This is a genomic window from Shewanella chilikensis, from assembly GCF_037953065.1.
GTDB lineage: Bacteria > Pseudomonadota > Gammaproteobacteria > Enterobacterales > Shewanellaceae > Shewanella > Shewanella chilikensis.
The window spans coordinates 1,504,776-1,526,788 of sequence record NZ_CP149966.1 but is presented as its reverse complement, the minus strand read 5'-3'; the positions used below and the strand labels follow the sequence as shown (position 1 = coordinate 1,526,788).

Genomic DNA, 22,013 nt, shown 5'->3' with positions numbered 1-22,013 from the left:
TTTACCTCAGTCTATCGGATCCTGACAACCTAACCCGGCATTGAGCATTTCAATCAATGCCTGCACATGTAAAATGCCACACATTTGTTCTTTCACTACTCCGGCCAACCAGGGGCGTTTACCTTGACTGCCTCGCCAGTTGACCTGCGACTTGTCAATTTTGACCGCATTGACCAAAGACTCACAAGCCAAACCCCAATTACTGTTTTCCAATACTACAAGATATTGATAATTTACGGATTGCGCCAGTTTATCGTCGTATTTTTCCGGCATAACCCAGGCACAGGTATCAACGATATTCAGTTGTGAATTCCGGTAGCCCTGAACCCCCATAAACCAGCTTGGGCGTCCAAAAATATGATTAATACGCTCTATTCTGACGATACCGCCCAGACTTATCAGCGGCACCGCCAATGTCAGTCCCGCCACTTTAAAGAACAATACTTGAAACTCGTCTTCCAGTTGATCCTTAAGCGGTTCTAGAGGCACTGCCGGTGCGCCGACTTGCGTCTCCAATTGCACCACTTCCTGTCGCTCAGGCTCTGTTAGCTCTTGGGTCTGAGCCTGTTCGCTCACGGCGGCATCAGTTTGAACATTCAACTGCCCGGCAATAGCTTCCACCTGCGGTTCAAGCTTGTTAACCGTTTTCAACGGCGTTTCTGTAGCCACTTCAGCCGCTTTCGTCTCAGCAACCGCCTCTTTAAACACCGGCGCCAACAACTGCTCCAGCGCATTGCGGTCAAGTGTCGGCGTCTTCTGCGCTGCCGGATATTGCTCGGCACTTGTATCAGGCCGGGAAATGACCGTCATCTTGGGCTCAGCCTCTATTGGCGCAGCAGTATTATCCCTTAACCCAGTGGGTGTCGTTTGGGCTGCCGGGTCAGACTCAGTCAGCAACAGGTTGAAATAATCAAAAACAGTCTCATCAACCGATTTTGACATGATTAAACTCCCCCGCCAGCAGATAATCGAGCAAACGCTCGTAGGCCTTCACCCCCCGCGTGTTGGGGGCATAGTGGGACGCCGGCAGGTGGGCCAAACTGGCGTCGCGAAACTTGGTATCCACAGGGATAACATCCGGCCATAAGGTATCGCCGTATACCTCGCCGAGATGCTGCAAAGCTGCGGGCGAAGCCTTGGTGCGTCTGTCATACATGGTTGGCACTATGGAGTAACTGTAGCGGATCTTCTTCGAGCGCCCCATCAGCTCCATAGTTTTGATCATTCTATCCAGGCCTTTAATCGCCAAAAACTCGGTCTGAACCGGGATCACTATATGTTGGCTGGCTGCCAGAGCATTGACCATCAATACCCCCAGCACAGGAGGACAGTCGACCAAGGCGACATCATAGTCATCCTCAACCGACTTGAGAATATTACGCAGCACCAGCCCCATGCCTTCCTGGTGACCAAGGGCGCGATCCAAAGTTGCCAACGCCATAGTTGCCGCCAAAAGATCGACTCCCTCAACCGAGGTGGGAACCGCATGCTGCTTTACCAAAGAGGTGTCAAGCTGCTTATGAGCCAGAAACAGGTCATATAATGAGCCGGGCACCTCTTCCGAATCTATGCCCAAATAGTAACCCAGCGAAGCATGGGGATCTGTGTCTATCATCAGAACCCGCTGACCACGCTTGGCCAGCGTGCCCGCCAAACTGGCTACTGTTGTGGTTTTGCCCACTCCGCCTTTTTGGTTTGCAATGGTCCAGACCTTCACTTTCTGCCCCTTATTCTCGCCTTGTCGGCCAACTCGTGAAACGAGTCACTATTATTGTCGTTCTTGTCTTGTACGGCTACTCATTACCCTCTTCACGGGTAGTGACCCGGATCCCACCGTGAGGTAAACGTATTACTTTTACGCCATTTTCCAACTCCGTCACCCTGGCATCTTCAGTCTCAGCTTGGGGCGCTGGCGTTACAGCAGTGCCTTGAACCGTTATTTTTTCAGGGTTCTCTGCAGCCACTGCCACCCGGGGAGCTTGCACTTGAGGCGATACATCCGCTGCCGTCTCTGCCCCCGATGCCACCTTAGGTCTAATCACATCCAATAAGGATGCAGTCTGCTGCGGATGACGGCTCATCCAATCGGCAATAATCGCCGCCTGTTCATCCGGCACCATCAAGAGCACTTGGGACGACTCAAGCTGGGTGACTTCCTCACTCAGTTGCTGGTTCTTTTGTCGCAAATCCCAGTAAAGTGCAGCCACAACCAACAGGGCAACCAAACATAAAAACAGCGCCAACCGGTATCCCAGTATGCGCGTTTCGTTATCAGCCACGAGCCGACTCTCGCAATATCGCTTCAGCCATATTATCCAGCGAAATGGACTGGCTGGAGATACCGGCAGTTGTCACTGCCTGCGGCATACCATAAACAACACAGGAAGCTTCATCCTGGGCCCAGATGGTAGCGCCAACACCTTTGAGCATGCGCGCCCCTTCACGGCCATCGGCGCCCATTCCCGTCAGGATAACCGCCAAAACATCACCACCAAACGCCTTGGAAGCCGAAGCAAAAGTGATATCGACACAGGGCTTGTAATTCATGTCTTCATTGCCGGCGAGAATTTTAATCCGGCCTGAGGCCCCTGAACGCTCCAGCATCATTTGCATGCCGCCGGGCGCAAGATAAGCGCAACCGGGCCTGAGCATGTCACCGTTGACAGCTTCTTTGACTTCTATCTTGCACAAACCATTAAGCCTGCTGGCAAAGGCCGGTGTAAAAGCTGCCGGCATATGCTGCACCAATAAAATGGGATGTGGATAGTCCGCCGGGAACTGGGTCAATATTCGCTGTAATGCCACAGGCCCACCGGTGGAAGTGCCTATCACCAGCAATTTATATTGCTTGCCGCTGGCTCTTGCAGGCGCCGCCCCCGTATTGCGTCTCTGCAATTGGCGATTGGCAGCAATACTTGCTGCTGTAGAGCTCTGGCGCTGCAAACTGCTTGACGCTGCTGGTCGGTTTGACGAACCAGCAGGCGTAGGTGTTACGTTCGGCCGAACTATGGGGCGAAATATCCGCCTGCGTCCCAACGCCTTGACCCTTTGCTGCAGCAAACGAATCGCTTCATCCTTGTTGGTGGCAATATCTTCAAAACGCTTGGGTAGAAAATCCAAAGCCCCGGCGTCCAGCGCATCCAGGGTCGCCTTGGCGCCATCATGGGTTAAAGAAGAGAACATCAGGATAGGTGTCGGATGAGTGGCCATTATCTGCCGCACGGCGGTTATTCCGTCCATTATCGGCATTTCAATATCCATGGTGATTACCTGAGGCTTGAGCTCAGCGGCCAGCTTAACGGCTTCGGCACCGTTATTGGCCATTCCTATCACTTCAAGCTCAGGATCCTGATTGACTATTTCGCTGACTCGTCGTCGAAAGAAGCTCGAATCATCGACAACCAAAACTTTAATGGTCATTTAAATCCTTATACAGCACTTCAACGCTTGGACTTGGCGTAGTGCTTCAATAATCCTGGTACATCGAGGATCAGCGCAATACCGCCGTCCGATGTTATAGTGGCCCCCGCCATCCCCGGCGTACCGTGCAACATGGAGCCCAGCGGTTTAATCACCACCTCTTCCTGACCTATCAGGGCATCCACCACAAAGCCTATCTGCATAGTGCCAAGCTGCACTATAACCACATGGCCATGCTTCTTGTCACCATGTTGGAAGCTCATGGGTTTACGGCTAAGCCAACGTTCGAGATAGAACAGCGGCACCGCTTTTTCCCTGACAATTACCGTCAGTTGTCCATCCACTATATTGGTCTTGGTCAGATCCAGATGGAAAATTTCATTCACACTGGAGAGCGGCAAGGCAAACACTTGCTTGGCAACTTCCACCATCAAAGTGGGCATAATCGCCAAGGTCAAGGGTACCTTAATCTCCAGACGGGTGCCTTTACCTTTGGCTGAATCGATATGTACAGAGCCGTTAAGTTGGGTGATACGGGTCTTAACCACATCCATCCCCACCCCACGGCCGGAAATATCAGAAATCTCTACCTTGGTCGAGAAGCCGGGGGCGAAAATCAGGTTATAGGCTTCCTGATCGGACATACGGGCAGCGCTGTCTTCATCCAGCACGCCACGACTAATAGCAATCTCTTTGAGTTTTCCAGCGTCCATACCGGCGCCGTCATCCTCAATTTTAAGCAGAATATGATCACCTTCCTGGCTGGCTGCCAGGGTAATCACCCCAGTTCTGGGCTTACCATTGGCCTCACGTACATCAGGCATTTCAATACCATGATCCACTGAATTACGCACCAGGTGCACCAGAGGGTCGGCAAGGGCTTCGACCAGGTTCTTATCCAGATCCGTGTCTTCACCTATCATCCGCAGATCTATCTCTTTATTGAGGCTGCGGGCCAAATCGCGAACCACCCGAGGGAAACGACCGAATACTTTCTTAATCGGCTGCATCCGGGTCTTCATCACAGCACCCTGCAGATCGGAAGTCACTAGGTCCAGATTGGCCAGCGCCTTGGACATCTCCTCGTCTTCACGGGATATCCCAAGACTGACCAGGCGATTACGCACCAATACCAGCTCACCGACCATATTCATGATCTCATCCAGACGAGCCGTATCAACCCGAACTGTGGTTTCCCCCTGCGGCACGCTGGCTGCAGCCTTGGCAGGTGTAGCCTCTTTAGCAACAGCTGGAGACTTGGCCTGAGGTTTGGCGGCGGCTTTAGGAGCCTCGACTTTGGCAGTTGCAGCTGTGACCTTTTGTGTAGCCGCTGCAGGCGCTTTGGACTGGGCTGCTTGAGATGTAGAAGCTTGAGATGCCGAGGGTTGGGATACAGCAGGCTCTGAACCACTGGCTTTAGCCCCTGGACCGGCGCCTTTGCCATGTAACTCATCGAGGAGCTTTTCAAACTCATCATCGGAGATTTCATCGGCATCGACACTGGCAGATGCGGCTTCCTCAACGACTGCGCTGTTGGCTGCAGGCGCCGCGGCAAACTGCCCCTTACCATGCAACTCATCGAGCAGTCGTTCAAATTCATCGTCAGTGATGTCATCCGAAGAAGAACTTACAGAGGCGCTGTCGCTGGAGTTGGTAGCATCACTACTCGGGGCCGGAGTACTACCGGCAGAAGGTCCCTTGCCTGAACCATGCAAGGCATCCAGCAAGGCTTCAAACTCGGCTTCATCGATTTCATCTATACTGGCTGCACCGCTTTGGTTCGATGTCTCGGGGGATTGTGAAGTTGGCTCCTCAAACAGCTCCACCGCGGCGCTATCAAGCATGCCATCAAATAACTCATCAACACTCTCATCGCCGGTTTCAACTGCGGCAGGCGTTTCCGCCTGAGCCTGTTCTGAAGGCAAAGGCGCACCTGAGCTAAGCAGCTTAAGTTTCGCCAATAACACTTCATCTGCAGCTTCCTGCTCCTGACCGGACTGGGTTTGGTTGAACATGGTGTTAATCGTGTCCAACGCTTGCAGTATGATATCCATCAACTCGGAGTTGACACTGCGCTTACCGGTACGCAATAAATCGAAGGTGTTTTCTGCCTCGTGGCAGACATCCACCATGGGCCCTAACCCGAGGAATCCTGCACCGCCTTTGACCGTGTGAAATCCCCTGAAGATGGCGTTGAGCAAATCTGTATCTTCCGGATTATTTTCCAGAGATACCAGCTGTTCCTGCAACAGCTCAAGGATCTCGCCAGCTTCAATCAAAAAATCCTGGAGTATCTCTTCATCAACATCAAAGGCCATTAAATTGACTCCTAATTAGAAACCCAGACTTGATAGCAGATCATCGACTTCATCCTGACCATTCACCACGTCTTCGCGTTGCTCTGCGTTCAGTATGGGACCTTCTGCCTCTATGCTCTTATCCTCAGCGCCACAGAGATCATCCAGCGGCTGCTCACCGAACACGGTCAGCAAAGAAACCAAGCTGTTTTCCACTTCCCGCACCAGTTCTATGACCCGACGGATCATCTGTCCGGTCAAATCCTGAAAATCCTGAGCCATCAGTATCTGATTCAGTAATTCCCGCAGCCGACAAGCATCAGCTTCACTCTGTTGCATAAAGTGTTGTACGTCATGACACAGGCCCTTGAACTCATGCAAGGCCAAATCACGGCGCATCAGCTTATCCCAGGCTGGTTTGACATTTTGCAGGTTGGTGCTCAAAGCATCCGACAAAGGCAGGCATTCTTCGACTGCGTCCATAGTTTTGTTGGCTGCTTGCTCTGTCATATCAATGACATAGGTAAGACGTTCTTTGGCATCGGGGATATCAGTGTTGGCAAGCTCAATAAGGCGGCTATCTACCTGAAAATCCACTAAGGCGTTGTGCAACTGGCGGGTCAACTTACCGACTTCTTCGAACAGGTCCCTTTGCAGGGGAGCCGCCAGTTCCCGCAGCAATTCGTCGGCCTTGTCCTGCTCTCCTTGACTGAGCAGGGCAACCAATTCCTGTGCCTGCTCCAAAGTCACCAGCCCGGATGTCTCTGCTTTCATTGCATCACCCCACTCAACCGAGCCGTTCGAAAATCTTATCCAATTTCTCTTTCAACGTAGCCGCGGTAAAAGGCTTAACAACATAACCATTCACGCCGGCCTGAGCCGCCGCAATAATCTGTTCACGTTTGGCTTCGGCAGTTACCATTAACACAGGGATATGTTTGAGATGCTCGTCGGCGCGAATCGCCTTGAGCAGATCGATTCCCTGCATCCCAGGCATATTCCAGTCGGTCACGACGAAGTCAAAGTCGCCCTTTTGCAGCATAGGCAGAGCTGTTGAACCATCGTCTGCTTCCTGGGTGTTATTGAACCCCAGGTCTCGCAACAAGTTCTTAATGATCCGTCTCATCGTTGAAAAGTCGTCAACGATAAGAATCTTCATATTCTTGTCCAAGGTTTCCTCCGGTGAGCTGACATACTTATAAGTTGCTCAATCATTAATTACGCTTGTGTCCAATGCTTGAGTTTGGCTTTCAGCCTCAGCATGGCCTGACTATGGATCTGGCTCACCCGGGACTCACTTACCTCAAGAATGACACCAATCTCTTTTAAATTCAGTGCTTCGTCATAATACAGCGACAAAACCAAGGCATCGCGCTCTGGCAAGCGCTTAATGGCATCGGTTAAGGCTGAATGGAATTGGCTTTGAGCCAGGCCCTCAAAAGTGTCATCTGCCGGCATATCTTCCGACATCAACACATCGGGCGCTACCCCCAAATCTTCTATTCCTATGATTTTACCGGTAGAGACATCATTGAGAATATGATGATATTCATCCAACGACATCTCCAATCGCTCGGCAATTTCACTATCACGGGCATCCCGCCCCAACTCCTGTTCAAGCTCATCCATCACCTGAGCGACTCGCCGGTTATTGCGATGAACCGAGCGCGGAACCCAGTCGCCACGGCGTATCTCATCTATCATGGCGCCACGGATGCGGATCCCGGCAAAGGTCTCAAATTTGGCGCCTTTACTGCCATCAAACTTGGATGAAGCTTCCAGCAATCCCATCATGCCGGCCTGCAGCAGGTCATCGAGTTGAACCGATGCAGGCAGACGGGCAAGCAGATGATGGGCTATTCGTTTTACCAGCGGTGCATAATGCTCAACGATCTGTGTCTTATCGTTTAAACCTGCGTATGCAGCCGCTTTATTCACTCGTACCATCCTCTCGGTAATCTGTCCTTTGAACCAAGCGCTCAACAAAAAACTCGAGATGCCCCCCAGGTTGCTGAGGTATAGGCCAGCTCATAATCTTGTTTGCCAGTCCATGATAAGCAATACTGGCCGGAGACTTGGGATAAGCTTCCACTATCAGTTTCTGTTTCCGCACCGACTTACGCAGATTCTCGTCGAACGGGATAGTTGCCACAAGTTCAAGTGCCACATCCAAAAATCTGTCTGTTACTTTACTGAGCTTAGCAAATAACTCCATCCCTTCCCGCAAACTCCGTACCATATTTGCGACAATTTTGAAGCGGAACACACCATGCTCACGACTGAGTATCTTAATCAGCGCATAAGCGTCGGTAATAGAGGTGGGTTCATCACAGACAACCACGAGTACATCCTGTGATGCACGAGAGAAGCTGAGTACCATATCCGAGATCCCGGCGGCCGTATCGACTACCAAGATATCAAACTGGGTTTTCATTTCGCTGAAGGCGCGGATAAGCCCGGCGTGCTGTGCCGCAGTCAGTTCGACCATTGCCTGAGTCCCCGAGGTGGCAGGAATAATGCCTATTCCTTTTGGGCCACGAACGATAATATCATCAAGTTCAGACTCTCCCGATAGCACATGGGACAAATTGCGTTCGGCGCGTAGGCCGAGCATCACATCCACATTAGCCAACCCTAAGTCAGCATCCAAAACCAGGACACGTTTGCCTTTTTCTGCCAGAGCAACCGCAGTATTGATGGAGACACTGGTTTTACCCACGCCCCCCTTGCCTCCGGTCACGGCAATTACTTTTACTTTTTCGTTATTTGGTTGATTCATCATTCGTAAACCGCTCGCTTGGTCCCGGGTCATAGCTTTACTCAAATGCATAGGTCATCTCTTCTGACCTGGCTTTATTATTAAAATGACTTGCTTCAGTCTTGTTCAGTATGGCCAATGCCTGCTTGGCCAAGGTCAGGGTATCGGCGACCTGCATATCCTCAGGAACCCTTTGACCATCAGTAATATAACTTAATGATAATCCACTTTGGATCAACACGCTCAACGCGGCCCCCAAAGAGACGGACTCATCAAGTTTAGTTAAAACCGCCCCCGCGAGATCAATTCGCTGGAAATGACTTACCGCCTCTTCAAGCACCCGACGTTGGCCGGTCGCCGAGAGCACCAGATAGCTACGAATAGGCAAACGGGTATTGGCGGCAAGATTATCCAGTTGTTGGTACAGGCGCATATCCCTTTGACCCATACCAGCGGTATCTATCAAAACCAGCTTCCGGCTGCGGAACTGATACAGTATCTGCTCCAACTCATTGAGGTCATGAGCTTGCTTCACCGGGCATCCCATTATTTTGCCATAAGTTGCCAATTGCTCAAAGGCTCCGATGCGATAATGGTCCATGGTAACCAACAATACGGAATCCGGGCCATGATGGGCAATAAAACGGGCCGCCAGTTTAGCCAATGTCGTGGTTTTACCGACTCCTGTAGGGCCGACCAGGGCGACAATTCCACCCTGACGCATTAAATCATCCCCCTGATTATCAAGCAGGTTTGCCAGACTTTGCGGCAAGGCATGTCCAAGCTCAGCGCTTTGATAGTGCTGACTCAGCGATGCCAGACGCTCGGCAACTTCAGGGGAGAATTCAGCTTCCAATAATTTACGTTCCAGCATAGCGCCGACGGGATCGGTGCGGCTGCGCTGATCTGCCATTAGACTGGACAGCTGGTGCGTCAACAAGCCGCGCAGCGAAGCCAGCTCTTCACGCATGGCCTCCATCTCTTGCTGTTGCTTGGCGCTGTTGCCCTTGCTTACCCGCTCCGGTGTCTTTTCCCGCAGCTGTGGTGCAGGTTTGTGCTCTTCAGTAAGCCCTTGGGCCCAAGCCGGCATCTCGAGTTCCTTGACGTTACTTTGCTGCCCAAGCTGTTCATTCAAACGGCTCTGTTGCCGCTCAAGTAAAGCTTGCAAAGAGTCGGCCACAGGCTCTGGTTTGGCTTTTCTGCTAGTGTGTACATGCCCAGCGCCGAGGGAGACTTTATCCTCTCCCAATTCCATAAAAGGCGATGCGGTTGGTGCCGCTGCTGGCTTGGGGTCGTCATAATCAACCGCTGCCACTATTTCGATGCCGCCGGTAACCTTTTTATTGGACATGATCACGGCATCTGCGCCCAGAGTCTCTTTCACCTGAGCCAGGGCTGCGCGCATATCTTTGGCAAAAAAACGTTTAATCTTCACTCTCGGTTACCCCTGTTGGCCAACGGCTGACACTATACGTATCTGTTTCTCGTCTGGGATCTCCTGATAAGAGATCACCCGCAGATTGGGAATAGTGTGCTTAACAAAACGAGACAGGGTAGAACGCAGCATGCCGGATGTCAGCAATATGGCGGGCTGACCGACCATTTCCTGCTTCTGGGCTGCGCCTGCCAGTGACTGTTGCATACGCTCTGCCAGTCCCGGCTCGATATTCGGACCTTCGCCCCCTGTCGCCTGCATTGACTGATGCAACATCTGTTCCAATTCTGGCGCCAAAGTTATGACGGGGATTTCCGGCTCAGGACCGGCTATCTCCTGCACTATCATACGTTTGAGGGCAATACGCACGGCGGCGGTCAACACCTCGGTATCATTACTTTTGGGCCCATACTCAAGCAAAGTTTGCACTATGGTACGCAGATCCCGAATCGACACCCCTTCATTAAGCAAGTTTTGCATCACTTTAACCACATTCCCCAAGGTCATCACATCGGGAATAAAACCATCGACCAATTTGGGCGAATGCTTGGCCAGCATATCCAGCAACTGTTGCACTTCTTCATAACCCAGCAGTTTGGAGGCGTTGTTGGTCAAAAGTTGGCTGAGATGGGTAGCGACCACAGTGGCGGCATCCACAACCGTGTAACCCAGGGTTTGGGCGTGTTCTCTGAGCTCGGGTGCAATCCATACCGCATCCAGACCAAAGGCGGGATCTTTGGTTTCTATGCCATCCAGCTTACCAAATACCTGGCCCGGGTTGATTGCCAATTCGCAATCGTGACGCACTTCGGCTTCACCACTGGCCACCCCCATCAAGGAGATACGATAGGCATTCGGGGAAAGGTCCAGGTTGTCGCGGATATGCACCGCCGGCACCAGGAATCCCAGCTCCTGAGACAACTTCTTGCGAACCCCTTTGATACGGCCAAGAAGCTCGCCGCCCTGACCTTTATCCACCAAAGGAATAAGGCGATAACCCACCTCCAAGCCTATGGTGTCAACATGACGCACATCGTCCCAGCTAAGCTCTTTGGGTTCGCTAAGGCTTTTCTCGGTCGGCCCTTTCTTGGCCAGTTCCAGCGCCTGTTGTTTGTTCTTTTCATTGCGCTTATAGATAAAGAAAGCGCCCACAGAGGTCAGTACTGCAAAGGTTAAAAATGCCAGATGTGGCATGCCGGGTACTATTCCCATCACAAAGAGCACTGCCGAAGCGATCATCAAAGATTTGGGATTGTCGAACATCTGCTGTACGACCTGCTGTCCCATATCGCCGGACTCATTCTGGCGGGTCACCATCAGCGCCGCAGCTATCGACAACAGCAGCCCGGGGATCTGCGCTACCAAGCCGTCACCTATGGTCAGCAGGGTGTAAATCTCTACCGCTTGGGAAAAACTCAACCCGTGCTGGACTATACCTATGATGAAACCACCGAGAATATTGATCACCAAGATCAAAATACCGGCAATCGCGTCCCCTTTAACAAACTTGGAGGCACCATCCATAGAGCCGTAGAAGTCAGCCTCGCGGGTCACCTCTTCGCGGCGCACCCTGGCCTGCTCCTGGTTAAGGATCCCAGCATTGAGGTCAGCATCAATCGCCATCTGTTTACCCGGCATAGCATCCAAGGTAAAGCGAGCACTTACCTCAGAGATACGCCCTGCACCTTTGGTCACCACGGCAAAGTTGATGATAATCAGAATGAGGAACACCACTAGACCCACGGCATAGTTACCGCCGATCACCACCGAGCCGAAGGCTTCAATCACTTTACCGGCGGCATCACCACCATTGTGACCTTCAAGCAACACCACCCGGGTAGAGGCGACGTTAAGCGCCAGTCTGAGCAAAGTGGCAACCAGCAAAACGGTCGGGAAAGCGGCAAAATCCAGCGGCCTTTGGGTATAAACAGCCACCAAGAGCACCACCAGCGCCAAAGCGATATTGAAGGAAAACAGGATATCCAGCAGAAAGGCCGGCATAGGCAAAACTATCATGGCCAATGTCGCCAGCACCAGAAGCGGCGTGCCTACGCCCTTGAAGTTTGCCGGTTTTACTTGCCTCAGTTGCCCGAGCGTCGCTTTAACATCCATTCACTATTAGCCTGAAGTTTGACACTTGGGCTGAGTTCAGCAAGTTTCACGCCAAGTTCACCTCAATACTGCTTGTATTCATCCGGAATGGGTTGATTGAGAGGAATGGGTTTGGGCCGTGTGCCCTTGCCTTTTTGGTATTGCCTGAGCTGGAACACATAGGCGAGCACTTGGGCCACAGCGGTGAAAAGACCTTCGGGGATCTGTTGATTAAGCTTGGTGGTATGGTAAATCGCCCGCGCCAATGGCGGCGCCGACACTATGGCGACTTGGTGCTCCCTGGAAATTTCACGGATTTTAAAGGCCACATCGTCGACACCTTTGGCAAGCACAAAGGGCGCCGGTGACTTGTCGACATCATATTTTATCGCCACCGCAAAGTGCTCAGGGTTAACCACTATCACATCGGCATTGGGCACTTCGGTCATCATCCGCCGCTGGGCCATCTCCCTTTGCAACTGGCGAATACGGCCTTTGACTTCAGGCTTGCCTTCAGTGTCTTTGTACTCGTCCTTGACTTCCTGTTTGGTCATCCGCAACTGTTTGGCGTGATTCCAAATTTGAAACGGCACATCGATCACCACTATCACCAAGGTCGAAGCGCAGAGCAAAATAAAGATCCATACCAAGAGCTCCAGTGCATGGCGTATATTGCCCGGCAAGTGATCCTGCGACAACCTCAGGATATCGTCGAAATAAAAACTCAGCAGCAGATAAGCCGATAGTGCCACCACAGAAAACTTGGCAATCCCCTTGGCCAACTCCACCAGCGCCTGTACCCCAAACATACGTTTAAAACCGTTCAAGGGGTTCATCTTGCTGCCCTTGGGCATAAATGCCTGAGCCGAGAAACTAATACCACCGAGGACAATATTACCGACAAAGGCCACGAAACCGAGAAACAGAATAAAACCGGCCATAGGCCAACCCAGCTCGGCGGCAACTATACCCCAGACATTGAACATGCTGTTGGTATCGAATATCTGATCCCGCTCCATGGAGAAGATACGGCTCATGACCGAGGCCAGACTAGCAGCCAAACTTGGCCCCAGCATGGCAAAACCCATAGCTGCGGCCAATAATACCGCCGAGGTACCTAACTCTTTTGACCTTGCAACCTGCCCTTTCTCTCTGGCCTGTTGCAAGCGCCTGGAGGTTGCCTCCTCGGTTTTTTCCTGCCCATCTTCGTTTTCTGCCATCAGGGCACTCCATCCAGATTACAGGTCAGCTCCAGCATGTCACACAGCAACAGCTGCGCCGCATGCCAAACCTCATCGAAGTGAGCCATTACAGGCCCCAGCGTCAGCCACAGAATAATCAGCCCGCCTATCATGGTGACGGGAAAACCTATGGCAAAGATGTTCAACTGTGGCGCCGCCCGGGTCATTACCCCGAAAGAAAGGTTAACAGTAAGCAAAGCCACAATGGCCGAGATAGACATGGTCAAAGCGGCACCAAACATATAACTGCCCCACTCGGCCAGAGTTCGATAATTGGCGATTTTTATCCCTTCATTGGATACCGGCAAGGTTTCAAAGCTTGCCACCAACATACGTATCATCACCAGGTGACCATCGACCGCCAGGAAGATCATGGTGGTGAGCAGCAAAAAGAAGTTACCTATCACAGGTGTCTGCTGCCCTGAGCTGGGATCCACCATAGAGGCAAAACCCAAACTGGTCTGCATACCGATTATCTGCCCGGTCAGCACAAAGGTTTGCATGATAAGTAAGGTGACAAAACCCATGGCAGTGCCGATAAGAATTTGCTGAGCAGTAATAAATACCGCCGCCAGAGAGAAAAGGTCCACCCCGGGCATGGGCGGCAGGACAGGTGCTATCGCCACAGTCAGGGCCAGCGAAAGCAACAAACGGACTCTGGCGGGCGTGGTATTGGCACCAAAAACCGCCATCACCATCAACATGCTGGCCACCCGAAACAGGGGCCAAAGATAGGCGGCCAGGGTTTGTTGAATGCTGTCGAACAATATCTCCATGGTTCAACCCACCACTTGCGGGATCCTGTGAACCATCTCGATAAAAAACTCCATCATGGTGCGTACCAGCCAATGGCCAAGAAACATGAGTGCGAACAGAGTCATCAAGAGCCTGGGCAGAAAACTCAATGTCTGTTCGTTAATGGAGGTTGCCGCCTGAAACACGGCCACAATCAAACCTATAACTAACCCGGGCACCACTATGGCCGAAACCATCAACACAATCACCGCCAGGGCTTCGCGAAAAATGTCGATCAGTGCTTCGGGAGTCATTTATGCCTCCTATAAACCGAAGCTGCCGGCAAGTGTACCCATCACCAGGGTCCAACCATCGACCAGTACAAACAGCATGATCTTAAACGGCAAGGAAACAATCATGGGGGACAACATCATCATACCCATGGCCATCAGGATACTGGCCACCACCAAATCCAGTACCAGAAATGGCACGAATAGCATAAAGCCTATTTGGAATGCGGTCTTGAGCTCACTGGTGATAAAGGCCGGGATCACCACAGTCATGGGAGCATCTTCAGGATTGTTGATATTCTGATAACCTGAGATCTCAATAAAGGAGTTGAGATCTGTGGTGCGGGTCTGCGACAACATAAACTTTTTAAGCGGCGATTGTCCGGCATCGAATGCCTGCTGCAAGGTCATGCTGTCATTCATGTAAGGCTGCACTGCGTCATCATAGATACGGTCAAATACTGGCGCCATGATAAAGAAGGTCATAAACAGGCTCATACCAATAAGAACCTGGTTGGAGGGAGTCTGTTGCAACCCTATCGCCTGTCGCAAGATAGATAAGACGACTATGATACGGGTGAAAGAAGTCAGCATAATCACCATGGCCGGCAGGAAGCTCATGGCGGTCATCAGCAGCAAGATCTGCATGGTCACCGAATACTGGGTCGAACCATCCGGCCCGGTAGTCACAGTTACCGCAGGAAACAGCGCATCCTGAGCTTGAGCAAAGCCTGGCAACAATATCAGGGGAAGTAGCAGGAGTGGCCAATATTTCATCATGGTTTCACCCTGGCTTGTCTGAGCTTGGCGGCGAAGCTCTCGTTGTCTATGGTCACCGGCCGCTCCAGCTTATCCACCAGGGAAACTTGCGCCGCGGTAACTCCCAGCAGGTACTGCTGACCGTCCAGCTCCACCAACACCAACCTTTCTTTTTGCCCGAGCGGGGTAACCGCCAGCGTCTTGATAGCCGATTGGCTGCCCGGCACCAGATTAAGGCGTTTAACCAGATAAGCCAGCACAAAAATCAGCGCCAGTACCAGGATAAGCCCACCCATCATGCTGGCCATGGTCGCCAGGCTGTTGCCGCCGTCGTGAGTCAAGGCGGTTGCCGCCTGGGTCGTTGTTTGAGTCATGGCCACCGGCTTATTTAAGTTTCTTGATGCGTTCTGTCTGGCTTATCACATCCGTCAAACGGATACCGAACTTGTCGTTGACCACAACCACTTCACCATGAGCAATCAAGGTGCCGTTGACCATCACATCCAAAGGTTCACCGGCGACTCTATCCAGTTCCACTACCGAGCCTTGGTTAAGCTGCAACAGGTTGCGAATGCTGATAAAACTGCGTCCCACCTCCATGGAGATAGTCACGGGAATATCCAAAATGGTATCCAGTTTGGCGGCTTCCGCTTCCGACAAGGGCTTGGCATCATTCTTCAGCTCATCCAAATCAACCGCTTTGGCCTCTTCTTCAGCCTGCTCAGCCATGGCGGCAGCCCAATCGTCCATCTCTTCAGTACTCATTCTCTCTCACCTTATATTTCCGAGATATCCTTGGATTTCCCTTTGCGGGTTACCAGCTGCAGTTCGGTCTTGACCGTTTCCGGACGCGGGATCTTATCGCAGATCTTCAGCGCCAGGTTTTCCTTGACTCTCCCCAACTTACATCTGTAAGTAGGCAAGTCTTCAATCTTCATCACTATATGCTCAGGCAGATCAACCGGGATCACATCACCGGCCTTGAACTCCATCACGTCTCTTAAGGTCATCTCTTTTTCAAGCAAGCGCGCATCCAGCCCCACCTCGACATCCATGATCTCGTCTTTCAGCGCTTGAGACCAGCGCATATCAGTATCTTGCTTGTCACTTTGAACCCCGGCATCCAAGAGTTCACGGATTGGCTCGATCATAGAATAAGGCATGGTGATGTGGAAATCGCCACCACCACCGTCTACCTCAATATGAAAGGAGTTAACCACAACCACTTCGGTCGGGCTGACGATATTGGCCATCGCCGGGTTAACCTCTGAGTCCAGATAGTCGAATTCGACATCCATCACAGGCGCCCAGGCATCTTTGTAATCTTCAAAGATGATCTTCAATAGCAGTTGCACTATGCGCCGCTCTGTCGGGGTGAACTCCCGCCCTTCAATCTTGGCGTGGAAGCGACCATCACCACCGAAGAAATTGTCCACCAGAATGAACACCAATCTGGCTTCCATGGTGATCAGCGCCGTGCCCTTGAGCGGACTAAAGCGCACCATATTCAAGCTGGTTGGCACAAACAGAGTGTGCACATATTCACCAAACTTGAGCATTTGTACGCCGTTAATGGAGACTTCGGCGGCCCGGCGCATCATGTTGAACATGCTGATCCGCAGATGACGGGCAAAGCGCTCATTGACAATTTCCAGGGTCGGCATCCGGCCACGGACAATACGATCCTGGGAAGAAAAGTCATAGGACTGAGCTTCAAGAGTCGACTCCTGCGAATCATCTTCTTCGACGTCGTCCACGCCATGCAGCAGCGCATCAATTTCGTCTTGGCTTAATAAATCACTCACGATATTGCCTTCGCCTCTTGTCCCTGTTACTGCATCACAAAGCCGGTAAACAGCACTTTTTCAACCACTTTTCGGCCTGTCACCGGTTGCAGCGTGTTTTGCACATTGAGCAGCGCCAACTGCCTGAGCTCATCCTTACCCGCCTGGCTGCTGAGCTTTTCGACATCGGCACCGCTGAAGGTAGTCAGCAGTGCATCTTCAATCAATGGTACATGCTTCCTGATAGTGACATCGTCATCACTGCCCCGCACCATAAGCTGCACCTTGATCTCCACCAGCCTGGAGCGATTGGCTCCCGGCAGATTAAACAGAAACGGCCTGGGCATAGCGACATAGAAGGCTTCCCTGCTGTCGTTGACCTGAGTGACTTCGGTTTCCTGCTCACCCTTGGCCGCATCGTTCGCAGAATCATCTGAGCCTCCCAGGAAAAACCACAAGCCAGCGCCAATGAGCAGCAACACCACCAGACCTATGCCACCGAAGATAAAGAGTTTCTTTTTACTTTTAGGCGCCTGCGCCTCTTGCAGCTCAAGCTCTTCTTGCTCTGCCATCCTCTTTCCTATCCCTTAATCAACCGCACTGCCCGCGGAAAAATGCCATCCCTATAGGTTACCTGCTCAGGCGTAATAATCTATACCCGAGCCATAACTTGTTGTGTGATTTGTGCTTTGTACCGTTTCTTCGGCGGAAATTTCACCGTTGGCAGTCTCCTGGGCAAAAGCACCGCCATTGCCACCTTGCTGCTCACCTTGCTCACGCCCCCCTTGGGAAATATGACTATCGGCCAGGTTCATTCCCTGCTCCTGCAGCATTTCTCTCAATCTGGGCATAGCCTGTTCCAGCATGTCCCGGGTTTGCGGTTGGGTGACATGGAACTGCACCTGAGTCTGATCACCATGCACCTGAACCCTGACCATCATGGCTCCAAGCTCAGGTGGGTCGAGACGAATTTCAGCCTGTTGCACACCATTACTGACCATGGTGATCAACTGTTGCCGCATCACGGGGGCAAAGCGTTGCACCATATCGGCGGTTTGCAGTGATTGTTCCATCCCCTGCCTCAACGACAGTTGATATTGGGCCATCTCTCCCCTTTGGAGAGGCTGTAATCCTTGTTGATGCAGCTGTTGCTGGAATGGGCTGATATCTGTCTGGGTTGATGCCGCATCGCCCTTGAGCGCCTGATGTATGGCGTCACTCACAGGGCTTCGTACCTCGGCAGCGCTCTGCACACCTTTCGCCTCCGCCTTCAGCACGCCTGCCAGAACATCCTTGGCCGTAGCTTTGTCACTCTTGCCGTCAGCGCCAACAGACGTTGCCGCCGTTGCCACCGCAGCGTCCAACTTGCCGGCAGTATCTGTCTTGGCCTTATCGGCAATTGCGCTTTGCGCCAAGATCTTGTCACTCTTTTCCTCAGCAGCATTAAGCACAGCTTCACGAACCACAGCAGCCATACCATCCTGAGTCGCCGCCTTACGCACTGACTTATCAGCATCCGCCCAACCCATTTGTCGCTCGCCTTGCTGAGACCTGGCCTTGTCCGCCGTTGCAGCCGTCTTGTCAAGAGCCAGTAAAGGAGCATCTATGGTTTCATCCTCGGCTTTGCTATCGCCTTTATTTGCCGCTTTCTCATCAGCAGCGGCCAATTGGGCGCTGTCTTGTTCACTCTCGTCGCTTTCGTCAGCGGTAATCAATTCTGCGCCTTCCAGGCTATCTGTCGCTAACATGCCAAGCTCGACACCACTCTGTTTAAGGTTTTCCAAGAGCTGTATCTGTTCTTCTGGAGACATGGCCTTAATCTCATCTTCCTTGAGCCCGGTAAGTGCGGCAATCTGTGTTAGCAGACTTTGCTCATCGACTTCGGTGGCCATATTGGTGGCCATAGTGTTGACCATAGTGCCGTCTTCAGACGGCAAGTTCTTGCCCATGGCTATCTGCCCCAAAATGAGCGAGACATCGACAGCCTGCTTTGCATGGAAGTTTTCACTGTCAAGACTGCCGCCGGGAAATGTCGGCTTAACGCCTTGCGAGTCGAATGAGAATTTAGTCTGCGCCTCTTGATAAGCAGCAGAAAAAGCTTCGTTATCAGTTGATTGCAGCGCATCTGTAGCGGCCACGCCCTTGCTGCCTGCATTGCCGAACAGGATATTGGATAACTGCTGCATGCCTTCCTCCAGCACCTAGGCCCTCAATAGATAAAGATAGGCCGAGTCAGAATTAATGTCTCTGTCTCAAACAAAGCAAAATTCACGCCAACAAAAAATATAGAATGGATTCTTAAGGAATTGTCCGGGAATGAAAGTCTGTGGAAGCTCAGTGGTTCAGCTTGCGACGAAAAAACTGCTGGGAAGCAAACTCATCGATGAGTTTCTGCTCCTGTTTGGCGGCTTTGGCTTCGGCCTGCAGGGCTTTTTTCTCCAGCAACATCTCCACCGCCTTACGCTTTTGCTGCTTCTCCAGCCAATGTTGCTGCCGATAGCCCCGCTGCTTATCGGCCTCGGCAACCACGGCGAGTTGTTGCCCTATGGCATCATCTACCTGACGCACAAATCGATGAAACTGCTGGTAATAGGAGGCGCCAATGCTCTGCCCCTGCTGGGCATCGAGTTGCTTCATATAGTCGAGACGGTATTCCTGCAGCGCCTGCAACTGAGACTTACGCCTCTGGCATTCCATTTGCGCAGCTTTAAGCTGCAGTGCCGCCTGCTCTTCGGCTTCGACCGCCAATTTCAACACAGTGTGCAAAGGATCGGGTTTCGCCATCTGTAATACTATTCCTTAAAATTGCCTGCCTTGCGGGCCTTAACCCGGCGCTCTATTGAGATCAGGCTCCCCTATTGTCACTGCATTTTTGTCGAGCACGCAAACTCCCGCACTCAATAGCATTACACCTTACATTGGGCGGCAAGCTGCCCCAACATCTGCTGGCAATCGCTGAAACTGATGGCATCGCGCATCCCCTGCCGCAAAAAGGCGTTCATGGCGGGTTGCAGGCGTATGGCGTTATCGATACGCGGATCCGAGCCTTGGGAATAGGCACCAATGGAGATCAGATCCCGGTTTTGCTGGTAGAGCGAATAAACCTGCTTGACGCGTCGCATCGCTTCCAGGTGCCCCTCGCTTATCACCATAGGTGCCACCCGACTGATGGAAGCTTCAATATCTATCGCCGGATAATGCCCAGAGTCGGCCAAGGCCCGTGACAACACTATGTGACCATCCAAAATAGCCCGCGAGGCATCGGCAATGGGATCTTGCTGATCGTCCCCTTCGGTAAGCACAGTATAGAAGGCAGTGATCGAGCCCTGCCCTTCACCGCCATTACCGGCGCGCTCCACCAAACGGGGCAACTTGGCAAATACCGAAGGCGGATACCCCTTGGTTGCCGGCGGCTCACCGACCGCCAGGGCGATTTCCCGCTGCGCCTGGGCGTAACGGGTCAGGCTATCCATCAACAGCAGAACATCATAGCCGAGATCGCGAAAATACTCGGCTATCCGAGTCGAGGTTTCGCAGGCGCGAAGGCGCATCAAGGGGGAGGTATCGGCCGGGGCGGCTATGACCACAGAGCGGGCCCGCCCCTCGGCGCCCAGGATCTCTTCGATAAACTCTTTCACCTCCCGGCCACGCTCCCCCACCAGGCCAACCACAATAATATCGGCCGTGGTGCCGCGGGTCATCATGCCAAGGAGCACACTCTTACCCACGCCGGAGCCGGCAAAGAGCCCCATACGTTGGCCCTTGCCCACGGTAAGCATGGCGTTGATGGCTCTGACGCCTACATCGAGCGGTTCGGTAATCGCCCGTCTGGCCAAGGGGTTGATTGCCGGGCTGTGGCGCGAGGCTTGTTCGTCGGTATGCAGGGCGCCCATACCATCGAGCGGCTGGCCGTTGCCGTCCAGCACCCGACCAAGAAGACTCAAACCAACACTGAGCCCGGTTTGCTCACCGAGCGGCATCACTTTGGCGCCGGGCAGCACGCCCCTGAGTTCTTCCACCGGCATCAAATACAGCAGCTCATCGTCAAAACCTATCACCTCGGCAATAAGCTTTCCCGCCATGGTATCTATGGCGCAGAGACTACCAACCGGCGCCCGGCAACCACTGGCTTCCAGCGTCAGGCCAACCACCCGCACCAACTGGCCGCTGGCAACCGCTTGAAACGGCGCCTGCTTTTCAGCCAAGTGTTTGAGTTCACTCAGCAGTTGGCTTCGGCGCTGCTGCATCATGAGTGTCTCCTTCGCTGGGCTGTTCGCCCTCTTGGCTTGCAGTCTCTGTCTTATCGTTTATCGCGGCAGTTTGTTCATCGGCAAGCGTTTGCTCCTGCTCGCTGTCCGGTATAGGCGGGCTTGGCCTATCGTCTATTGCGGCCTGCTGCTGGGCTGCCTTTTTCGCCAACATGGATTGTTCGGCTTCAAGATTGGCAAACACCCCTTCCAAACGGGTTTCCAGACGCATATCCACTTGCGAGCGTTGGCTATCCACCACACAATCGCCCCGGTTGAGGCCGGGATCGGCTTCCAGTGTCCAGCGGTTACGTGTCAGTTGCTCTTCACCGTAGAGCTCGCTGACCAAAGCCATATCTTCCGGATGCAAACGCAGATTCACTTTCTGCTCTTTGAGAGGCAGGGCATCTATCCCTTGCCTGAGCGCCGCCAGTATATGTTCCGGGTGGGTCTTCAGCTCATGGGCAATAAGATTGCGCGCCAAAGTGCCGACCAAGGTCAGCAAAGATTCTTCTATCTGGGTATCCAGCAGCGCCAGCGGCGCCTCGAACTGAGCGAGCAAGGCGTCGAAACACTCTATCATGGCGGCGGCCTGTTGCAAGCCTTCTTCCCGGCCTTGCTCAAGCCCCTGGGAAAAACCTTCACTGTAGCCCTGTTCCAAGCCCTGAAGACGGCCTTCCTCCAGGCCTTTGGCCAGCCCTTGTTCCTTGCCTTCGGCAAAACCTTCCTGCTCGGCTTGCTCGCGGATAGATTCGATTTCAGCCAAAGTCGGTGGTGATACAGCCTCTTCGGCGGCCTTGGGCTCTATGCGTCCAGGCTTATAGCCAAACAGATTACTCGGCTTAAGCGGCATGGCGTCACCCACATCGGGCAACTGCCAATGAACAAACTCGTCCGCTTCATCCGGCGGCAAAATGTTGTGGGACACCTTTTTGTCAGTCATTCAAACTCGCCTG

The 22,013-nt window shown here is 52.6% G+C and carries 23 protein-coding genes; all 23 read right to left on the bottom strand.

The features are described from left to right. Window positions 1-6: 6 nt before the first annotated feature. Window positions 7-942 (bottom strand): chemotaxis protein CheW, encoded by a 936-nt coding sequence (locus WKR14_RS07045; protein WP_339087543.1) that lies wholly within the window; start codon window positions 940-942, stop codon window positions 7-9. Beyond that, window positions 926-1,717 (bottom strand): ParA family protein, encoded by a 792-nt coding sequence (locus WKR14_RS07040; RefSeq protein WP_101056081.1) that lies wholly within the window; start codon window positions 1,715-1,717, stop codon window positions 926-928. The genes WKR14_RS07045 and WKR14_RS07040 overlap by 17 nt, the downstream gene beginning before the upstream one ends. A 76-nt stretch (window positions 1,718-1,793) precedes the next feature. Then, window positions 1,794-2,279: a membrane anchored protein in chemotaxis locus gene (locus WKR14_RS07035; protein WP_287591187.1), complete on the bottom strand. Its 486-nt coding sequence runs from the start codon at window positions 2,277-2,279 to the stop codon at window positions 1,794-1,796. Next, window positions 2,272-3,420, bottom strand: a complete 1,149-nt coding sequence (locus WKR14_RS07030) for a protein-glutamate methylesterase/protein-glutamine glutaminase (RefSeq protein WP_101056079.1) — start codon at window positions 3,418-3,420, stop codon at window positions 2,272-2,274. Before WKR14_RS07030 ends, WKR14_RS07035 begins: the two co-directional genes overlap by 8 nt. Before the next feature lie 20 nt (window positions 3,421-3,440). Continuing rightward, complete coding sequence (locus WKR14_RS07025; protein WP_226564840.1) at window positions 3,441-5,738, bottom strand: chemotaxis protein CheA; 2,298 nt, start codon at window positions 5,736-5,738, stop codon at window positions 3,441-3,443. 15 nt (window positions 5,739-5,753) lie between these two features. Then, window positions 5,754-6,491 (bottom strand): protein phosphatase CheZ, encoded by a 738-nt coding sequence (locus WKR14_RS07020; protein WP_039035653.1) that lies wholly within the window; start codon window positions 6,489-6,491, stop codon window positions 5,754-5,756. Window positions 6,492-6,504: 13 nt separating this feature from the next. After that, window positions 6,505-6,888, bottom strand: a complete 384-nt coding sequence (gene cheY / locus WKR14_RS07015) for a chemotaxis response regulator CheY (protein WP_025011074.1) — start codon at window positions 6,886-6,888, stop codon at window positions 6,505-6,507. A 47-nt stretch (window positions 6,889-6,935) separates the two neighbouring features. After that, window positions 6,936-7,655 carry an RNA polymerase sigma factor FliA gene (locus tag WKR14_RS07010; RefSeq protein ID WP_335921982.1) on the bottom strand — a complete coding sequence of 240 codons (720 nt, stop codon included), beginning with the start codon at window positions 7,653-7,655 and terminating at the stop codon, window positions 6,936-6,938. Next, complete coding sequence (locus WKR14_RS07005; RefSeq protein WP_039035673.1) at window positions 7,648-8,529, bottom strand: MinD/ParA family protein; 882 nt, start codon at window positions 8,527-8,529, stop codon at window positions 7,648-7,650. Before WKR14_RS07005 ends, WKR14_RS07010 begins: the two co-directional genes overlap by 8 nt. 4 nt (window positions 8,530-8,533) lie before the next feature. Beyond that, on the bottom strand, window positions 8,534-9,910 hold the full coding sequence (gene flhF, locus WKR14_RS07000) for a flagellar biosynthesis protein FlhF (protein ID WP_101056076.1): 1,377 nt from the start codon (window positions 9,908-9,910) through the stop codon (window positions 8,534-8,536). 6 nt (window positions 9,911-9,916) lie between these two features. Next, window positions 9,917-12,022 carry a flagellar biosynthesis protein FlhA gene (gene flhA / locus WKR14_RS06995; protein WP_101056075.1) on the bottom strand — a complete coding sequence of 702 codons (2,106 nt, stop codon included), beginning with the start codon at window positions 12,020-12,022 and terminating at the stop codon, window positions 9,917-9,919. Between the two features lie 62 nt (window positions 12,023-12,084). Beyond that, entirely contained in the window at window positions 12,085-13,221 is a 1,137-nt protein-coding gene (gene flhB, locus WKR14_RS06990; protein WP_339087542.1) for a flagellar biosynthesis protein FlhB, read from the bottom strand. Next, window positions 13,221-14,018, bottom strand: a complete 798-nt coding sequence (gene fliR / locus WKR14_RS06985) for a flagellar biosynthetic protein FliR (protein ID WP_165564789.1) — start codon at window positions 14,016-14,018, stop codon at window positions 13,221-13,223. The genes flhB and fliR overlap by 1 nt, the downstream gene beginning before the upstream one ends. A gap of 3 nt (window positions 14,019-14,021) precedes the next feature. Further along, window positions 14,022-14,291 (bottom strand): flagellar biosynthesis protein FliQ, encoded by a 270-nt coding sequence (gene fliQ, locus WKR14_RS06980; protein ID WP_039035647.1) that lies wholly within the window; start codon window positions 14,289-14,291, stop codon window positions 14,022-14,024. Between the two features lie 9 nt (window positions 14,292-14,300). Then, entirely contained in the window at window positions 14,301-15,047 is a 747-nt protein-coding gene (gene fliP / locus WKR14_RS06975; RefSeq protein ID WP_101056073.1) for a flagellar type III secretion system pore protein FliP, read from the bottom strand. Beyond that, window positions 15,044-15,400, bottom strand: a complete 357-nt coding sequence (gene fliO, locus WKR14_RS06970) for a flagellar biosynthetic protein FliO (protein WP_101056072.1) — start codon at window positions 15,398-15,400, stop codon at window positions 15,044-15,046. The genes fliP and fliO overlap by 4 nt, the downstream gene beginning before the upstream one ends. A 10-nt stretch (window positions 15,401-15,410) precedes the next feature. Continuing rightward, entirely contained in the window at window positions 15,411-15,791 is a 381-nt protein-coding gene (gene fliN / locus WKR14_RS06965; RefSeq protein WP_101056071.1) for a flagellar motor switch protein FliN, read from the bottom strand. Between the two features lie 11 nt (window positions 15,792-15,802). Further along, window positions 15,803-16,831, bottom strand: a complete 1,029-nt coding sequence (fliM, locus tag WKR14_RS06960; protein WP_101056070.1) for a flagellar motor switch protein FliM — start codon at window positions 16,829-16,831, stop codon at window positions 15,803-15,805. A 26-nt stretch (window positions 16,832-16,857) separates the two neighbouring features. Then, window positions 16,858-17,382, bottom strand: coding sequence for a flagellar basal body-associated protein FliL (fliL, locus tag WKR14_RS06955; protein WP_101056069.1), 525 nt, complete (start codon window positions 17,380-17,382; stop codon window positions 16,858-16,860). Between the two features lie 66 nt (window positions 17,383-17,448). Then, window positions 17,449-18,996, bottom strand: coding sequence for a flagellar hook-length control protein FliK (locus tag WKR14_RS06950; protein WP_286996827.1), 1,548 nt, complete (start codon window positions 18,994-18,996; stop codon window positions 17,449-17,451). Between the two features lie 148 nt (window positions 18,997-19,144). Then, window positions 19,145-19,594 (bottom strand): flagellar export protein FliJ, encoded by a 450-nt coding sequence (fliJ, locus tag WKR14_RS06945; protein ID WP_039035641.1) that lies wholly within the window; start codon window positions 19,592-19,594, stop codon window positions 19,145-19,147. A gap of 122 nt (window positions 19,595-19,716) precedes the next feature. Beyond that, window positions 19,717-21,057 carry a flagellar protein export ATPase FliI gene (gene fliI, locus WKR14_RS06940; protein WP_101056100.1) on the bottom strand — a complete coding sequence of 447 codons (1,341 nt, stop codon included), beginning with the start codon at window positions 21,055-21,057 and terminating at the stop codon, window positions 19,717-19,719. Continuing rightward, the gene (gene fliH, locus WKR14_RS06935) at window positions 21,026-22,000 is read right to left on the bottom strand and encodes a flagellar assembly protein FliH (protein ID WP_286996825.1); all 975 of its coding nucleotides are present in this window, start codon (window positions 21,998-22,000) and stop codon (window positions 21,026-21,028) included. Before fliH ends, fliI begins: the two co-directional genes overlap by 32 nt. Between the last annotated feature and the right edge of the window lie 13 nt (window positions 22,001-22,013).